The sequence below is a fragment of the Streptomyces puniciscabiei genome (assembly GCF_006715785.1).
Classification (GTDB): domain Bacteria; phylum Actinomycetota; class Actinomycetes; order Streptomycetales; family Streptomycetaceae; genus Streptomyces; species Streptomyces puniciscabiei.
In genome coordinates, this window is the sequence record NZ_VFNX01000003.1 from 258,526 (window position 1) to 273,181 (window position 14,656).

General features: G+C 73.3%; 16 protein-coding genes. 11 read left to right on the forward strand and 5 right to left on the reverse strand.

All coding sequences use genetic code 11. From position 1 onward, the window contains the following. Positions 1–59 precede the first annotated feature (59 nt). The gene (locus FB563_RS37015; RefSeq protein ID WP_055708777.1) at positions 60–554 is read left to right on the forward strand and encodes a hypothetical protein; all 495 of its coding nucleotides are present in this window, start codon (positions 60–62) and stop codon (positions 552–554) included. On the opposite strand, the gene FB563_RS37020 is transcribed toward FB563_RS37015, so the two are convergent. Next, complete coding sequence (locus FB563_RS37020) at positions 541–1,287, reverse strand: cobalt-precorrin-6A reductase (RefSeq protein ID WP_055708778.1); 747 nt, start codon at positions 1,285–1,287, stop codon at positions 541–543. The genes FB563_RS37015 and FB563_RS37020 overlap by 14 nt on opposite strands. Before the next feature lie 69 nt (positions 1,288–1,356). Here FB563_RS37020 and FB563_RS37025 point away from each other — a divergent pair, with 69 nt between their 5' ends. Next, entirely contained in the window at positions 1,357–2,136 is a 780-nt protein-coding gene (locus tag FB563_RS37025; protein ID WP_199832953.1) for an HAD-IIA family hydrolase, read from the forward strand. On the opposite strand, the gene FB563_RS37030 is transcribed toward FB563_RS37025, so the two are convergent. The 3 genes from FB563_RS37030 to FB563_RS37040 all read right to left on the reverse strand — a co-directional run bounded on the left by FB563_RS37030 (position 2,125) and on the right by FB563_RS37040 (position 5,894). Further along, a complete protein-coding gene (locus FB563_RS37030) occupies positions 2,125–2,904 on the reverse strand; it encodes a sulfite exporter TauE/SafE family protein (RefSeq protein WP_055708779.1) in 780 nt (259 codons plus the stop codon). The two genes, FB563_RS37025 and FB563_RS37030, sit on opposite strands and share 12 nt — an antisense overlap. Before the next feature lie 105 nt (positions 2,905–3,009). Next, a complete protein-coding gene (locus FB563_RS37035) occupies positions 3,010–4,524 on the reverse strand; it encodes a long-chain-fatty-acid--CoA ligase (protein ID WP_055708780.1) in 1,515 nt (504 codons plus the stop codon). A gap of 182 nt (positions 4,525–4,706) precedes the next feature. Beyond that, complete coding sequence (locus FB563_RS37040; protein WP_055708781.1) at positions 4,707–5,894, reverse strand: thiolase family protein; 1,188 nt, start codon at positions 5,892–5,894, stop codon at positions 4,707–4,709. Positions 5,895–6,050: 156 nt separating this feature from the next. Between FB563_RS37040 and FB563_RS37045 the strand changes: the two genes are divergently transcribed. The 5 genes from FB563_RS37045 to FB563_RS37065 all read left to right on the forward strand — a co-directional run bounded on the left by FB563_RS37045 (position 6,051) and on the right by FB563_RS37065 (position 9,325). Beyond that, complete coding sequence (locus FB563_RS37045) at positions 6,051–6,860, forward strand: alpha/beta hydrolase (protein WP_055708782.1); 810 nt, start codon at positions 6,051–6,053, stop codon at positions 6,858–6,860. A gap of 85 nt (positions 6,861–6,945) precedes the next feature. Further along, positions 6,946–7,452, forward strand: coding sequence for a Dps family protein (locus FB563_RS37050; RefSeq protein ID WP_055708783.1), 507 nt, complete (start codon positions 6,946–6,948; stop codon positions 7,450–7,452). A 29-nt stretch (positions 7,453–7,481) separates the two neighbouring features. Continuing rightward, positions 7,482–7,826, forward strand: coding sequence for a DUF3140 domain-containing protein (locus tag FB563_RS37055; protein ID WP_055708784.1), 345 nt, complete (start codon positions 7,482–7,484; stop codon positions 7,824–7,826). A gap of 2 nt (positions 7,827–7,828) precedes the next feature. Then, entirely contained in the window at positions 7,829–8,476 is a 648-nt protein-coding gene (locus FB563_RS37060) for an HhH-GDP family DNA glycosylase (protein WP_055708785.1), read from the forward strand. Positions 8,477–8,524: 48 nt separating this feature from the next. After that, entirely contained in the window at positions 8,525–9,325 is an 801-nt protein-coding gene (locus FB563_RS37065; protein WP_055708786.1) for an SAM-dependent methyltransferase, read from the forward strand. A 42-nt stretch (positions 9,326–9,367) separates the two neighbouring features. On the opposite strand, the gene FB563_RS37070 is transcribed toward FB563_RS37065, so the two are convergent. Next, complete coding sequence (locus FB563_RS37070) at positions 9,368–10,222, reverse strand: Cof-type HAD-IIB family hydrolase (RefSeq protein WP_055708787.1); 855 nt, start codon at positions 10,220–10,222, stop codon at positions 9,368–9,370. Positions 10,223–10,446: 224 nt separating this feature from the next. Between FB563_RS37070 and FB563_RS37075 the strand changes: the two genes are divergently transcribed. The 4 genes from FB563_RS37075 to FB563_RS37090 all read left to right on the forward strand — a co-directional run bounded on the left by FB563_RS37075 (position 10,447) and on the right by FB563_RS37090 (position 14,561). Next, positions 10,447–11,259, forward strand: a complete 813-nt coding sequence (locus FB563_RS37075; protein ID WP_055708814.1) for an SAM-dependent methyltransferase — start codon at positions 10,447–10,449, stop codon at positions 11,257–11,259. Positions 11,260–11,375: 116 nt separating this feature from the next. Beyond that, positions 11,376–12,779, forward strand: a complete 1,404-nt coding sequence (locus FB563_RS37080) for a type I glutamate--ammonia ligase (RefSeq protein WP_055708788.1) — start codon at positions 11,376–11,378, stop codon at positions 12,777–12,779. A gap of 2 nt (positions 12,780–12,781) precedes the next feature. Then, positions 12,782–14,017, forward strand: a complete 1,236-nt coding sequence (locus FB563_RS37085) for an amidohydrolase family protein (protein WP_055708789.1) — start codon at positions 12,782–12,784, stop codon at positions 14,015–14,017. Positions 14,018–14,024: 7 nt separating this feature from the next. Further along, positions 14,025–14,561 (forward strand): NUDIX hydrolase family protein, encoded by a 537-nt coding sequence (locus FB563_RS37090; RefSeq protein ID WP_107100742.1) that lies wholly within the window; start codon positions 14,025–14,027, stop codon positions 14,559–14,561. Positions 14,562–14,656 lie beyond the last annotated feature (95 nt).

Genomic DNA, 14,656 nt, shown 5'->3' on the forward strand with positions numbered 1-14,656 from the left:
GCCGCGCCACCGTCGAAAACCGGGTGAGGCGGAGGCCTGACGCCGGTCATACTCGGGCCATGTCCGGCTCTCCCGTCCGCTTCCGCGATCCGCGCAGCACGGAGTACGACTTCCTGGACTCGATCCTGGTCCACTGCCCGCGCTGCGACCGCGTCGCCCGCGTCCAGCGGCAGCCGCACCCCGAGGCACGGCCGTTCTTCGCGCCCCGGCGGCTGGTCTGCCGGTCGTGCGGTCTGTCCCGGACCTGGGCGGGCCGGTGCGTCGGCCTGTGGGCGGGGTCGAGAGGGCCCGCCGAGGACCCCTGCTTCGGTGCCCGTCTGTGGCTGCAGCGCGAGACGCGGCACGGCTGGTTGTGGGCCTACGACCTGCGGCACCTCGACCTGATCCGCGGCTGGACCGCCGCCGGTCTGCGCGAGCGTGCCCCGTGGTACGACACCGGGCAGAGGATGACCCTGGCCGCCAGGCTGCCGGCCTGGATCAAGTCCGCCAAGAACCGGGACGAGGTGCTGCGCACCATCGACCGGATCCGGGCGTCCGTCCTCACTCCGGGCTGAGGCCGAGCCAGTCCAGTACGCCCGCCACGTCGGCGACGGCCGCCACGCCCTGCGGGAGCGGGGGGCGCCGTACGACGACCACGGGCAGGCCGAGTTCCCGCGCCGCCGTCAGCTTCGCGGCCGTGGCCTGCCCGCCGCTGTCCTTGGTCACCAGCACCTCGATCCGACGGGTGCGCAGCAGCTCCGTCTCGTCGGCGACGGTGAACGGGCCGCGTGCCAGGACCACTTCGGTGTCCGGGGGCATGGGCGGCCCGGGCGGTTCGACGGAGCGTACGACGAAGTGCAGATCCGTCAGGTGGGCGAACGCGGCGAGCCCCAGGCGCCCGGTGCTGAGGAAGACCCGGCGGCCGAGGCCGGACAGTGCCGTCGCGGCACCGGCCAGGGACGGGACGTCGTACCAGCGGTCGCCGGGGCCCGGCCGCCAGCCGGGGCGGCGCAGGACCACCGCCGGGACGCCGGTGGCGGCCGCCGCGCGGGCCGCGTTGACCGTGATCGCCGCGGCGAAGGGGTGCGTGGCGTCGACCAGGGCGTCCACGTGGTGCGTGCGCAGCCAGCCGGCCAGGCCCTCCGCGCCGCCGAAGCCGCCGATCCGTACCTCGCCCGCGACCGCTCCGGGCCGCGCGACCCGGCCGGCCAGGGAGGTGGTCACGCGGACGCCGGTGCGGGCGGCGAGGTCGGCGGCGAGGCGGCGGGCCTCGGTGGTGCCGCCGAGGATCAGGACGTGCGCGGGCATAGGGGTGAGCGTACGAGGTCGTACGGGACGGTCGGCCGTGCGGGTCGCTACCGTCGGGGCATGCAATCCGTGCAGTCCGTGCGTGCCGTGCTGATCGACATCGACGGTGTCCTCACCGTTTCCTGGAAGCCGCTGCCGGGAGCGGTCGAGGCGCTGCGATCCTTTCGGGAGGCGGGGCTGGGGGTGGTCCTGGTGACCAACACCACCTCCCGGTCCCGGGCGTCCATCGCGGGATCGCTCGCGGACGCGGGGTTCCCGGTGGGCGCCGAGGACATCCTGACGGCGCCCACGGCCACCGCCGACCATCTGGCCGGGGCCCGCGTCGCGCTGCTGAACAGCGGGGACATCGGCGAGGATCTGGAGGGGATCACCCTGGTCGGCGACTCCGACGAGGACGTACCGGATGTCGTGCTGCTGGGCGGCGCCGGGCCGGAGTTCGGTTACGAGGCGCTCAACCGCGCCTTCGGGCGGCTCCAGCGGGGCGCGCGGCTGGTCGCCATGCACCGGAACCTGTACTGGCGGACGGACGAGGGACTCCAGCTCGACGCGGGGGCCTTTCTGGCGGGCCTGGAGGCGGCCGCCGGGGCCGAGGCGGAGATCACCGGCAAGCCGTCGCGGGCGTTCTTCGAGGCGGCCCTCGGACGTCTCGGGGTGGGCGCGGAGCAGGCGCTGATGATCGGGGACGATGTCGAGTACGACGTCCTGGCGGCGCAACGGCTGGGCATCACCGGGGTGTTGGTCCGCACGGGCAAGTTCCTGCCGGAGTCCCTGGAGCGCGCGAGCGGCACCCCCGACCATGTCCTGGACTCCTTCGCGGACCTCCCGGCGCTGCTCGGGCTAGCGCAGTAGGAGCTGCACTCCGCCCACGACGGTGGCCGCGATCACGAGTTGTTCGAAGAGGCGCTGGTTGATCCTGTTCACAGCCCACGTGCCGAACAACGCACCGGGCACGACGAACACCGCGAGCGCGGCGTCGAGCAGCAGCGAGCGCCCGTCGATGAGACCGAGGCCCGCGCTGAACGGCACCTTGGACACGTTCACGATCAGGAAGAAGAAGGCGGAGGTGCCGAGGAAGCCCAGCTTCCGGAAGCCCGCCGACAGCAGGTACATCGACATCACCGGGCCGCCCGCGTTGGCGACCATCGTGGTGAACCCGCCGAGCACCCCGTACGAGCGGGCTTTGGCCCGGCCCGCCCGGGTGGTCACCGTGTCCGGCGCGTCCCCGGCCCCGCCGTTCTCCCGGCGCCGCCGCCACACCGTCACCCCCGCCATCAGCAGCAGGATCGCGCCGATCGAGGTCCGTACGATCCCGTCGTCGGCCCACATCAGGAACAGCGTGCCGGCCACCACGCCGGCCGCGACGGCCGGGAACAGCCGGCACAGGGTGGGCCAGTGGGCGTGCCGCCGGTAGGTGAGGACGGCGAGCACGTCGCCGGCGATCAGGACGGGCAGCAGGACGCCGGTGGAGGCGCGGGCGGGCAGGACGGCGGCGAAGATCGCGAGGCTGACCGTGTTGGCCCCGCTCACCGCGGTCTTGGAGAAGCCGACGAGGAGGGCCGCGAAGGCGAGCCCCGCGAACCCCCAGCCGGATATGTGCCAGAGCGTCATCGTGTTCATGCGGGGACCGATGCTATGTCCGGACAAGCCTCCGCGTAAGGACCGTCTCGCCAGGTGGCCCCTGCCGCACCCCTTGGGCCGGCCATGACCGGATCCCGCCGCCCGCTACGACCGTTCCGCGTACTGCGCGCGCAGCTCCCGCTTGAGCACCTTCATGCTGGGACCGAGCGGCATGGCGTCCGTGAACTCCACGCGCCGCGGGTACTTGTGCCGGCCGAGGTGTTCCTTGGACCACTCGGTGATCGCGGCGGCGTCGGGGCCGGCGCCCTGGGCCGGTACGACGACGGCGCAGACCTCCTCGCCGTGCAGCTCGTCGGGCAGGCCGATGACAGCGACCTGGGCGACGGCGGGGTGACGCATCAGCACCTCCTCGACCTCCCTCGGGTACACGTTGTAGCCGCCGCGGATGATGACGTCCTTCTTGCGGTCGACGATCCGGAGGAAGCCGTCCTCGTCCTTGGTGCCGAGGTCACCGGTGCGGAACCAGCCGTCGACCAGGGCCTCGGCGGTGGCCTCGGGCCGGCCGAGGTAACCGGAGAAGACGTTGTGGCCGCGGATGACGACCTCGCCGAGCTCCCCCGCCGGCAGCAGCTCGATGCGGCCCTCCACCTCGGCACGGGCGATCTCCACGTCGATGCCCCACAGCGGATGGCCGATGGTGCCCGCCTTCGTGCCGAAGACCGGCTGGTTGACGGTGGCCGTCGGCGAGGTCTCCGACAGCCCGTACCCCTCGTAGATCTTCGCCCCGAACGCCTCCTCGAACCGCTCCAGTACGGCGACCGGGAGCGAGGCCCCGCCGGAGATGCACACGCGCAGGGCGGGCAGCGTGCCGGCGTCCTGCGCGGCCGCCGCGAGGGCGACGAACATGGTCGGCACCCCGTGGAAGGTGTTCACCCCCTCCTTGGCCATCAGCTCGATGGCGCGGGCCGCGTCGAAGCGGGGCAGCAGCACGAGCGTGGCGCCCGCCCGCCAGGTCGAGTTGAGCGACACCGTCTGGCCGAAGGCGTGGAACAGCGGCAGCGCGCCGAGGGCGATGTCGTCGGCGCGGATGTCGTTGGCGTCGAAGGCGTTGACGGTCGCGTTCATCACGAGGTTGAAGTGACTGAGCACGGCACCCTTCGGGACGCCGGTCGTCCCGCTCGTGTAGAAGATCACCGCCGGGTCGTCGGCGGCCCGGGTGACGTACGACGGCAGCGGCTCGGCGTCACCGGCGAGCTGGTCGAACTCCTCGCCGAGCACGGCCACTCGGACGCCGGTGGCCTCGGCGGCGGCCCGGCCGGTCGCCGCCTGGGCCGGGTGGACGAGCAGCAGGGTCGCCGCGCTGTCCGTGAGCACGTGCTCGACCTCGCCGGCCGACAGCAGCAGATGCACGGGGACGACGACTCCGCCCGCCGCGGCGATCGCGTAGTAGGCGACCGGGAACTCGGCGGTGTTGGGGGCCATCAACGCCACGCGGTCGCCCGGCCGTACGCCGAGACGCGCGAGGGCGCCCGCCCGGGCCAGCGCTTTTCGCCACACCTCGGCGAAGGTGAGCCGCAGCTCCCCCTCGACGAGGGCGGTCTTGTCGGGACGGCGCCGGGCGTTCTCGGCGAGAATGGCGGCGACGGACAGGGTTGCCATGGAGTGCTGCTCCGTTTCCTGACTGCGGCTCGAGTGACCGGATCCCCCGTGGGAAAAGCGCCTGGGCCCAGGCCCTGTCGTCAAACTCCCTCCCCCAGCCTTCGGCCGGGGGGACCCCCAGAGCACGCACCTGACGCCGCAGGGCCGCCCTCCGGGCGACGACGGGAGTTCGACGACAAGACCTAGTGCCGCTCGACCAGCACCGCGCTCCCCTGCCCCACACCCACGCACATGGTCGCCAGGCCCCGCTCCGCTCCCGTGCGCCGCATCCGGTGCAGGAGCGTGGTCAGGATGCGGGCGCCGGAGCAGCCGAGGGGATGGCCGAGGGCGATCGCGCCGCCGGTGGGGTTGACCAGGTCGGGGTCGATGCCCAGCTGGTCGACGCAGGCGAGGGCCTGGGCGGCGAACGCCTCGTTGAACTCGGCCTCCTGCAGGCCGGCGATGTCCCAGCCGGCCCGGGCCAGCACCTTGCGGGTGGCGGGGACCGGGCCGATGCCCATCACGTCGGGGTGGACCCCGGCGGAGGCGCCCGCGACATAGCGCCCCAGGGACTCCAGGCCGAGCTCGTTCAGGGCCTCCTCGCTGACCAGGAGCAGCCCGGCCGCGCCGTCGTTCATCGGCGAGGCGTTGCCGGCGGTGACCGTACCGCCCTGGCGGAAGACGGGCTTCAGCCGGCCGAGCTTCTCCAGCGAGGTGTCCTCGCGGACGCACTCGTCCTGCTCGACCACGATGCCGTCCGGTCGCTCCACGGGCAGGAGTTCGTCGTCGAAGTGGCCGTTCTTGCGGGCGGCGGCGGCGAGTTGGTGGCTGCGCAGGGCGAACGCGTCCTGGCGCTCGCGGGAGATGCCGTACCGCTCGGCGACCTCCTCGGCGGTCTCGCCCATGGACAGCAGGCCGTGCAGGTCCTTCATCGCCGGGTTGACCAGGCGCCAGCCGAGCCGGGTGTCGTGGGTCTCGATGCGCTGCGGCAGGGCTTCGTCGGGGCGGGGCAGCACGAAGGGGGCGCGGCTCATGGATTCGGAGCCGCCCGCGATCACGATGTCGGCCTCGCCGGAGGCGATGGTGCGGGCGGCCGTGGTGACCGCCTCCAGGCCGGAGGCGCACAGCCGGTTGACGGTGGCGCCGGGCACGGACTCGGGCAGCCCGGCGAGCAGGGCGGCCATGCGGGCCACATTGCGGTTGTCCTCGCCGGCCTGGTTGGCCGCGCCCCAGTAGACGTCGTCGATCCGGGCCGGGTCGAGGGCGGGCACGTCGGCCACCAGGTGGCGGATCACGGTGGCCGCCAGGTCGTCGGGGCGGACGCAGGAGAGGGCTCCACGCAGCTTGCCGATGGGGGTGCGGCGGGCGGCCGCGAAGTGGACGGGACGCACGGCTTTCGACTCCTGACCTACGACCGATCGACGCCACTGTCGACCGGCGGACCACACGGGGACGCTTAATTAGCACTGCTAGTTTTGGACTATAGACCTCCGGGCGGCCCACTGGGAAGATCCCCCGTACCGGCCCCCGCGTCACCCGGAGGAGACATGCGCCACGTCCGCGAGCACACCCTCGACGGCACCCACGGTCCGGTCGCCGTGCGCGAGTGGCCGCACCCCGCGCCGAGGTACCTGGCCCTGGTGGTGCACGGATACGGCGAGCACGCGGGCCGGTACGAGGAGCTGGCCGCCGTACTGACCGGGCACGGGGCCGCCGTGTACGGGCCCGATCACGTCGGCCACGGCAGGTCGGGCGGGGAGCGGGTGCTGATCGAGGACTTCGAGGACGTGGTCACGGACGTCCACGCGGTGGCGGACCTCGCCCGGGCCGCGCACCCCGGCCTGCCGCTCGTCCTGGTCGGCCACTCGATGGGCGGCCTGATCGCATCCCGCTACGCCCAGCGGTACGGCGCCGAGCTGAGCGCGCTGATCCTGTCCGGACCGGTGATCGGCGCCTGGGAGCTGCCCGGGCGGCTGCTGGCCCTGCCGGAGATCCCGGACACCCCGGTGAGCCCCGCCGCGCTCTCCCGGGACCCGGCCGTCGGCGCCGCTTACGCGGCCGATCCGCTGGTGTGGCACGGGCCGATGAAGCGGCCGACGCTGGAGGCGTTCGCGCGCACCCTGCGGACCGTCGACCGGGGCGGTGACATCGGCCCGCTGCCCCTGCTGTGGCTGCACGGGGACGACGACCGGCTGGTGCCGCTGCCCGGCAGCCGGATCGGCGTGGAGCGGCTGGCGGGCTCCCGGCTGACCGAGCGGATCTTCGCCGGGGCCCGGCACGAGGTGTTCCACGAGACGGACAGGAAGGAGGCCTTCGCCGAGGTGATCCGCTTCCTGGACCGGTCACTGCTCCGCTGATCAGGCCTGTTTGCTCCTCCAGGCGCTGGGCACCCGCCCCTTCGGACAGGACCGTACACAGCCGATGAAAGGGGACGGACACACCATGACGGTGATGAAGAGCACGCTGCCCGAGGAGGCGCTCGGCGTCACCGGGACCGCCCTGCAGGAGACCCTGGTGGACCTGCTCGGACTGTCGCTGATCGGGAAGCAGGCGCACTGGAACATCGTGGGCCCGCGGTTCCGGTCGATCCACCTCCAGCTGGACGAGGTGGTGGCGACGGCCCGCGCCCACTCCGACACGGTCGCCGAGCGCGCCGCCGCACTGGGCGTGTCCCCGGACGGCCGGCCCGAGACCGTCGCCGCGACCTTCGCGCTGCCCGGCACCAAGGACGGCTGGCTGCGCGACACCGAGGTCGTGGAGCTGATGGTGTCGGCACTCGAAGCGGTCGTCGGACGGCTTCGCGAGCGGATCGCGGCCACGGCCGAGCCCGACCCGGTCACCCAGGACCTCCTGATCTCCGTCACCGCCGACCTGGAGAAGCAGCGCTGGATGTTCGAGGCCGAGAACCACCCGCGCGAGACCGCCTCCAGCCAGACCGCCTCCAGCTAGCCGACACTCCCGCACGGAAGGGGAGGCCCATGGCCGACTCCCTCGAACTCGAAGCGCTGTGGGAGGACTTCCACCGCGTGGTGAACATGACCTCGGCCGAGCTCGCGGCCTGGCTGCGGGTCCGGGACGCCGAGGAGGAGACCGAGCCGCTGCCCGAACAGGCGGGCCCGGAGACCGGACAGCATGTCCTCGCCATCCTCCAGAAGCGCCGCACCGACCTCACCGACGACGACATCCGCGTGATGCACCAGGTCGTCGACACGGTCGGGGACCTGGTGGACATGGCGGACGAGCCGGAACCGGAGACGGCGCCGGAGGACACCCGCCGCCGGCACCAGCTGATGACACTGGGCCACGACCCGCTCAAGCCGTAGCGATGAACCGCGACGAGAGAGTCCTGCGCGAGCTGCTGTCCGCGTACGGGCAGACCTACGCCGAGGAGGCGGGCATCAGGCTGAAGGACACCCCGCAGCCGCTGTACCGGCTGCTCGTCCTGGCCCTGCTGCTCAGCGCCCGGATCCGCGCCTCGGTCGCGGTGGCCACGGCGCAGGCCCTGCACGAGGACCACCTCGACAGCCCGCGCCGCATGGCCGAGGCCGACTGGCAGCAGCGGGTGGACGCGCTCGGCCGCGGCGGCTACCGGCGCTACGACGAGCGCACCGCCACCCAACTCGGCGACGGCGCCGAGCTGTTGCTGGACCGCTGGTCCGGCGACCTGCGCCGGTTGCACGAGGAGGCGCACGGCGACACCGGGGAACTCAGGCGGCTGCTCCAGGAGGAGCCGGGCATCGGTCCGGCGGGCGCCGACATCTTCCTGCGCGAGGCCCAGCGGGTCTGGCGCGAGATCGCGCCCTACCTGGACGACAAGGCGCTCTCCGGAGCACAGCGGCTCGGCCTGCCGAAGGACCCGGACAAGCTCACCGAGCTCGCCAGGAACACCGAACCGGCCGTACTGGCCGCCGCGTTGGTGCGGGCCGCACTCGACAAGGAGGTGGCCGAAGACTGTCTGCGCCGCGCGGCATGATCGTGTCAGACTGCTGCTCGCATCCCGGCGGGAGTGAAGGAGCAGCGGGTGACGGAGGCCGAGCCGGCCGCACAGCACATCGACACCACACGGCCGCACCCGGCCAGGGTGTACGACTGGTTCCTCGGCGGCAAGGACAACTACCCCGTCGACGAGCGACTCGGCCGGCGGATCGCGGCGGTGGACGACGGCGGCGCACCGCGCGCGGCCCGCGCCAACCGGGCGTTCATGCACCGGGCCACGCGCGCGCTCGCCGAGGACGGCATCCGCCAGTTCCTGGACATCGGCACCGGCATACCGACCGAGCCGAACCTGCACCGGATCGCGCAGTCGGTGGCGCCCGACGCGCGGGTCGTCTACGTCGACAACGACCCGATCGTGCTGGCCCACGCGGGCGCACTGCTGCGCGGCACTCCGGAGGGCGTGACCGAGTACGTGCAGGCCGACGCCCGCGATCCGCACGCCATCCTCGGACAGGCCGCCCGGGTCCTGGACTTCGGCCGTCCGGTGGCCCTCTCCCTGATCGCACTGCTGCACTTCGTCGCCGACGAGGACGGCGCCCACGAGGTGGTGGCGACATTGGTCGACGCGCTCGCCCCGGGCAGCTGCCTGGTGCTGTCGATGATGACGGCCGACTTCGAGCCGGAGAACGTGCACAAGGGCATCGCCGCGTACGCCGCCGGCGGGGTGACCCTGGTCGCACGGTCCCGGGACGAGGTCGCCGCCTTCTTCGAGGGACTGGATCTGCTGGAGCCGGGCGTCGTCCCCGTCGACGGCTGGCGCACCGCACAGCCCCCGGCCGGCGCCGGGCCGGTCTCACTGTACGGCGCGGTGGGCCGCAAGCCCTGACGCGGCCGTACCGCCGGGCGTGCGCCCGGCGCCGGCAGCCGGTTACAGGCCGAGTACGCGGGAGATCGTCCGCAGCACGCCGTTGTCGTTGTTGGACGGGGCGAGGTGGCGGGCCCGGCGGAGGACCTCCGGGTGGGCGTTGGCCATGGCGAAGGACCAGTCGGCGGCGGCCAGCATCTCCAGGTCGTTGAGGTAGTCGCCGAAGACCATGGTCTGCGCGGGCGTGATGCCGAGCGCCCGCTGGAGGCCGCGCAGTGCGGTGCCCTTGTCGGCGGTGCGGTTCATGACGTCCACCCAGTGCTCGCCGGAGACGACGACCTTGTGGGTGGCGGCGACGTCCTGCAGCGCCGGGGCGATGGTGTGCTCGGCGGAGCCGAAGTCGAACAGGGCGACCTTGATCACGTCGTCGTCGACGGCGGTGACGTCCTCGACCACCCGGTGCTCGACGTAGTACTGGCGGACCTCGGCCAGGAACGCCTCGTCGGTGCGCTCGACGTACGCGGACCGCTTGCCGCAGACGACGGCGCCCACGTCGGCCCCGTCCGCGACCAGCCCCCGTACCGTCCGGGCGACCTCGGCGGCGACGGACTTCTCCAGCGGGTCGGAGCTCAGCTCCACGCCGTCGCGGACCACGTACGTGCCGTTCTCCGCGATGAACACCATGCCCTCGGCGACCTCGGCGAACTGCCGGGCCAGCGTGGCGTACTGGCGGCCGCTCGCCGGACTGAACAGCACACCGCGGCGGCGCAGTTCGGCGAGGGTCGGCCACAGGCCGTCGGGGATCCGCTTGGCGTCGTCCAGCAGCGTGCCGTCCATGTCGGTGACGATCAGCCGGATGTCGGCGGGGCCCGCGGACGGTCCGGGGGTGTCGAGGAGGGGCGTGGGCGTGACGGGCATGTCCTGCTTCCGGTCGGGGACGGCGTACCGGTCCAGTCTTCCTCATGGGCCGAGACGTCCTGGAGCCGGTTCCACATCGACCGGAACATCCCGAAAGAGACCTTCCTGGAGCGAAACGTTCCGGAGCCGCCCCGAACCGCCCATGCTGTGCGTTTCCCGGGACAGCGCGATCACCGGGCGGCACAATGACGGCGGAGGACCGCGAGCGTCAGAAGGGCGGCGACGTGACCGAGGGGCACACTCCGACGACCGGACCGCAGAAGCTGGACACCTCCGTGGCGCACAACGCCCGGGTGTGGAACTACTGGATCGGCGGCAAGGACAACTACGAGGTCGACCAGCGGGTCGGTGAGCACGTCGCCGGGATGTTCCCGGTGATCCGGGCGGTGGCCCGCGCGGACCGGGAGTTCCTGGCCCGGGCGGTGCGGTTCCTGACCGCCGAGCGCGGGATACGGCAGTTCCTGGACGTCGGCACCGGCCTGCCGACCGTGGAGAACACCCACGAGATCGCGCAGCGGATCGCACCCGAGTCCCGGATCGTGTACGTCGACAACGACCCGATCGTGCTGGTGCACGCACGCTCGCTGCTCACGAGCTCTCCCGAGGGCGTCACCGACTACATCGACGCCGATGTGCACGACCCGGACGCCATCGTGCAGCGCGCCGCCGAGACCCTGGACCTGACCCGGCCGGTCGCCCTGATGATGCTGGGGATCCTGAACTTCGTGCTGGACACCGGCGAGGCCCGGGACATCGTGCGGCGGCTGCTGGCGGCGCTGCCCTCGGGCAGCCACCTCGTCCTCACCCACCCGACCCACGACGCCGACGTGGGCGGTGAGGGCAACCGGGCCGCGATGGAGTTCTGGAACGCCAACGCCACTCCGCCGATCACCGCCCGCAGCCGCGCGGAGATCGCCGGATTCCTCGACGGCCTGGAGCTGGTCGAGCCGGGTCTGGTGCCCTGCTCGCAGTGGCGCGCCGAGGCGGAGCCCGCCGCCGCGGTGCCGCAGTTCGGCGCCGTGGCCGTGAAACCCTGACGCCGGTCCGGGCGGACCGACGCCGGGCAGGACAACGGCACGCACCGGCGCCGAGAGGGACGTGCGGGCCGTGGCGGCGGGCTTCACCGAGGAGGACGTATGGCCGAGGAGGACGTATGACCACCCTTGCCGACCCCGTGCCCGGCGGGCGCCCGGAGGATCTGCGCCGGGTCGCGGGACTCACGGCCGACCTCGCCGCGCGGGGCGTGCGCGGGATCGTGCTGGCCTATGTGGACACCGCGGGTGTCTGCCGGGTGAAGACCATCCCGACGGCCCGGCTGGAGGCGGCCGTGTCCTGGGGTGTCGGCATGTCCCCGGTGTTCGACACCTTCCTCGCCGACGACTCGATCGTCACCACCGACGTCCTCGGCTCCCCGGACGGTGACCTCAGGCTCTATCCGGACCTGGACCGGCTGGTGGAACTGGCCGGGCAGCCCGGCTGGGCGTGGGCGCCGGTGGACCGGATCACCCAGGAGGGCACCCGGCACCCCGGCTGTGCCCGAACCTTTCTGCGCCGGATCGTCGCCGGCGCCGAGGAGCGGCACGGCCTGGCCTTCAAGGCGGCGATCGAGGTGGAGTGGGCGGTCGGGCTCGGCTCGGCACCGGCCGGGGAGTTCGTGCCGGCGGTGTCCGGCCCGGCGTACGGCGCGATCCGGCAGGTCGAGCTGAGCGACTACACCGCCGATCTGCTGGCCGCGCTCGCCGCGCAGGACGTGCCCGTCGACCAGCTCCACCCCGAGTACGCGGCCGGGCAGTTCGAGGTCTCGGCGGGCGCGCTGGACCCGGTGGCTGCGGCCGACCGCAGCGTGCTGGTCCGGCAGACGATCCGGGCGGTCGCGCAGCGGCACGGCCTCAGGGTGTCGTTCTCACCCGCGGTGTCCGCCGAGGGGGTCGGCAACGGCGGCCATCTGCATCTGTCCTGCTGGCGTGGCGGTACGAATCTGCACGCGGGCGGGGATCGCCGCCACGGCATGACGCCGGAGGCGGAGTCCTTCGCGGCCGGGATCCTGGCCCGGCTGCCCGCGCTGACGGCCGTCACGGCGCCGAGCCCCGCCAGCTATCTGCGGCTCAGACCCTCCCAGTGGGCGGGCGTGTTCACCGCCTGGGGCCGGGAGACCCGGGAGGCCGCGCTGCGGGTGATCACCGGCTCGGCGGGCCGCCGGGAGCAGGAGGCCAACCTGGAGGTCAAACCGGTCGACCTGGCCGCCAACCCCTATCTCGCCCTCGGCTGTGTCATCGCCGCCGGTCTGGACGGGATCGACGCCTCCCTCGCCCTCCCGGAGGAGATCACCGGCGATCCGGCCCGGTACGGCCCGGACGAGGCGGCCGCCCTCGGGGTGCGGCGGCTGCCGCAGTCGCTGCCGCAGGCCGCCCGGGAGTTCCGGGCGGACGAGGTGCTGCGGGCCGCGCTGGGCCCGGTCCTCGCGGACGCGGTGACCGCCGTACGGCTCGGCGAGGCGGCCGCCGTCCAGGGCCTGGACGACGCGCGGGTGGCGGCGGCCTACCGCTGGGTGTACTGACCATGGCCACGCCGGGAGCGGTCCACGAGGCCCTCGCGGGGCTGGAGTTGGTGGACCACCACTGCCACGGCGCGGTGACGGCCGGCCTCACGCCCGAGGAGCTGGCCTCGCTGCTGACCGAGGGCGAGGCCTGGCCCGGCGTCTCCCCCTTCGACACCCCGGCCGGCGTGGCCGTACGCCGGCACTGCGCGCCCCTGCTGGACCTGCCCCGGCACGCACCGCCGGCCGACTACGCGGCCCGCCGCGCGGAACTGGGCCCGCGCGAGGTCAACCGCCGCTTCCTGCGGGCCGCGGGAGCCGGGGCCTTCCTGGTGGACACCGGCTACGCCCCGCACCCGCTCACCTCCCCCGCCGAGCTGGCGGCGGCCTCCGGTGCCGCCGCCTTCGAGGTCGTACGCCTGGAACAGGTGGCGGAGGCGGTGGCCGCGGGGGGCGTCGAGCCGGGCGAGTACGCGGCCCGCTTCCGTGCCGCCGCCGAGGAGGCGGCACGGCGGCCGGGCGTGGTGGCGGTGAAGTCGGTGGCCGCCTACCGCACCGGCTTCGCCGTGGACCCGGCGCGCCCGGCGGACGCCGAGGTGACGGAGGCCGCCCGGCGCTGGCTCACGGCGAGACCGGATGGGGACGGGGCCCGGCTCACCGACCCGGTTCTGGTGCGGCACCTGCTGTGGACCGCCGTCGACCTCGGCCTGCCGCTGCAGCTGCACACCGGCTTCGGCGACGCCGACCTGCGGCTGCACCACGCCGACCCGGCCCTGCTGACCGACTGGCTGCGGCTGGTCTCCGGCACGGTCCCGGTACTGCTGCTGCACTGCTGGCCGTACCACCGCCAGGCCGCCTATCTGGCCGCGGTCTTCGAGCGGGTGTACCTGGACGTGGGCCTCGCCCTGCACCACACGGGCCCGGCCCGATGCCGGGCGGTGCTGGAGGAGGCGCTGGAGGTCACCCCCTTCCGCAAACTGCTGTACAGCTCCGACGCCTACGGTCTGGCCGAATTCCACCATCTCGGCGCCCTGTGCTTCCGGCAGGGTCTCGCCGGTCTCCTCCAGGCCCGTGTCGACGCCGACGAGCTGAGCCTGCCCGACGCCCTGCGGATCGCCGCCTGGACCGGCCGCGACAACGCGCTGCGCCTCTACGGACTCCAGGAACTCCACGGATTCCACGGATTTCGCGGACTCTTCGGACCGCCCGTATCCGACCCGGCCCGCGATCCCAGCGGGCCCCCCACCCGGAAAGTATGATCAAGCAATGTCTGACATGACCGAGACGACGCCCGGCTGGCTGACCACGGACGAGCTGGAAATGGCCAGGGCCCGGATGCCGATCCTGTACGTCGAGGCCGTGCCCGTGCGCGTGGACGACAGCGGCGAAGTGACCAGCATCGGACTGCTGCTGCGGATCGGCCCGGACGGGACGGTCAGCCGGACCCTGGTCTCCGGCCGCGTGCTGCACCACGAGCGGGTCCGCGACGCGTTGCTGCGCCACCTGGAGAAGGACCTCGGCCCGGTCGCGCTCCCCCGCGTCCCGCCGTCCCTGCAGCCGTTCACGGTGGCGGAGTACTTCCCGACGGCGGGCATCACGCCGTACCACGACCCGCGCCAGCACGCGGTGTCCCTCGCCTACATCGTCCCGGTCACCGGTGACTGCCGCCCCCGGCAGGACGCGCTGGACCTGGTCTGGTTCAGCCCGCAGGAGGCCGTCTCCCCGGCGGTGCAGAGCGAGATGCCGGGCGGGCACGGAGTGCTGCTGAAGCAGGCGCTCGCGCACGTGGGTCTGGCCCTCTGACGCCGACGGCCGCCTGACCCGCCTGTCTATCAGGCCGGTCAGGCCGCCGACCAGGGGTTTCCCCGTTGCGTTCAGGTTGCGTTCAGGTTCGTGGC

Bases quoted from the DNA above. Each gene is read 5' to 3' on its own strand.
- FB563_RS37015 (WP_055708777.1), top strand. From the start codon at position 60: ATGTCCGGCTCTCCCGTCCGCTTCCGCGATCCGCGCAGCACGGAGTAC.
- FB563_RS37030 (WP_055708779.1), bottom strand. From the start codon at position 2,904: ATGAACACGATGACGCTCTGGCACATATCCGGCTGGGGGTTCGCGGGG.
- FB563_RS37080 (WP_055708788.1), top strand. From the start codon at position 11,376: ATGACCACCCTTGCCGACCCCGTGCCCGGCGGGCGCCCGGAGGATCTG.
- FB563_RS37070 (WP_055708787.1), bottom strand. From the start codon at position 10,222: ATGCCCGTCACGCCCACGCCCCTCCTCGACACCCCCGGACCGTCCGCG.
- FB563_RS37085 (WP_055708789.1), top strand. From the start codon at position 12,782: ATGGCCACGCCGGGAGCGGTCCACGAGGCCCTCGCGGGGCTGGAGTTG.
- FB563_RS37020 (WP_055708778.1), bottom strand. From the start codon at position 1,287: ATGCCCGCGCACGTCCTGATCCTCGGCGGCACCACCGAGGCCCGCCGC.
- FB563_RS37060 (WP_055708785.1), top strand. From the start codon at position 7,829: ATGAACCGCGACGAGAGAGTCCTGCGCGAGCTGCTGTCCGCGTACGGG.
- FB563_RS37050 (WP_055708783.1), top strand. From the start codon at position 6,946: ATGACGGTGATGAAGAGCACGCTGCCCGAGGAGGCGCTCGGCGTCACC.
- FB563_RS37035 (WP_055708780.1), bottom strand. From the start codon at position 4,524: ATGGCAACCCTGTCCGTCGCCGCCATTCTCGCCGAGAACGCCCGGCGC.
- FB563_RS37055 (WP_055708784.1), top strand. From the start codon at position 7,482: ATGGCCGACTCCCTCGAACTCGAAGCGCTGTGGGAGGACTTCCACCGC.
- FB563_RS37090 (WP_107100742.1), top strand. From the start codon at position 14,025: ATGTCTGACATGACCGAGACGACGCCCGGCTGGCTGACCACGGACGAG.
- FB563_RS37045 (WP_055708782.1), top strand. From the start codon at position 6,051: ATGCGCCACGTCCGCGAGCACACCCTCGACGGCACCCACGGTCCGGTC.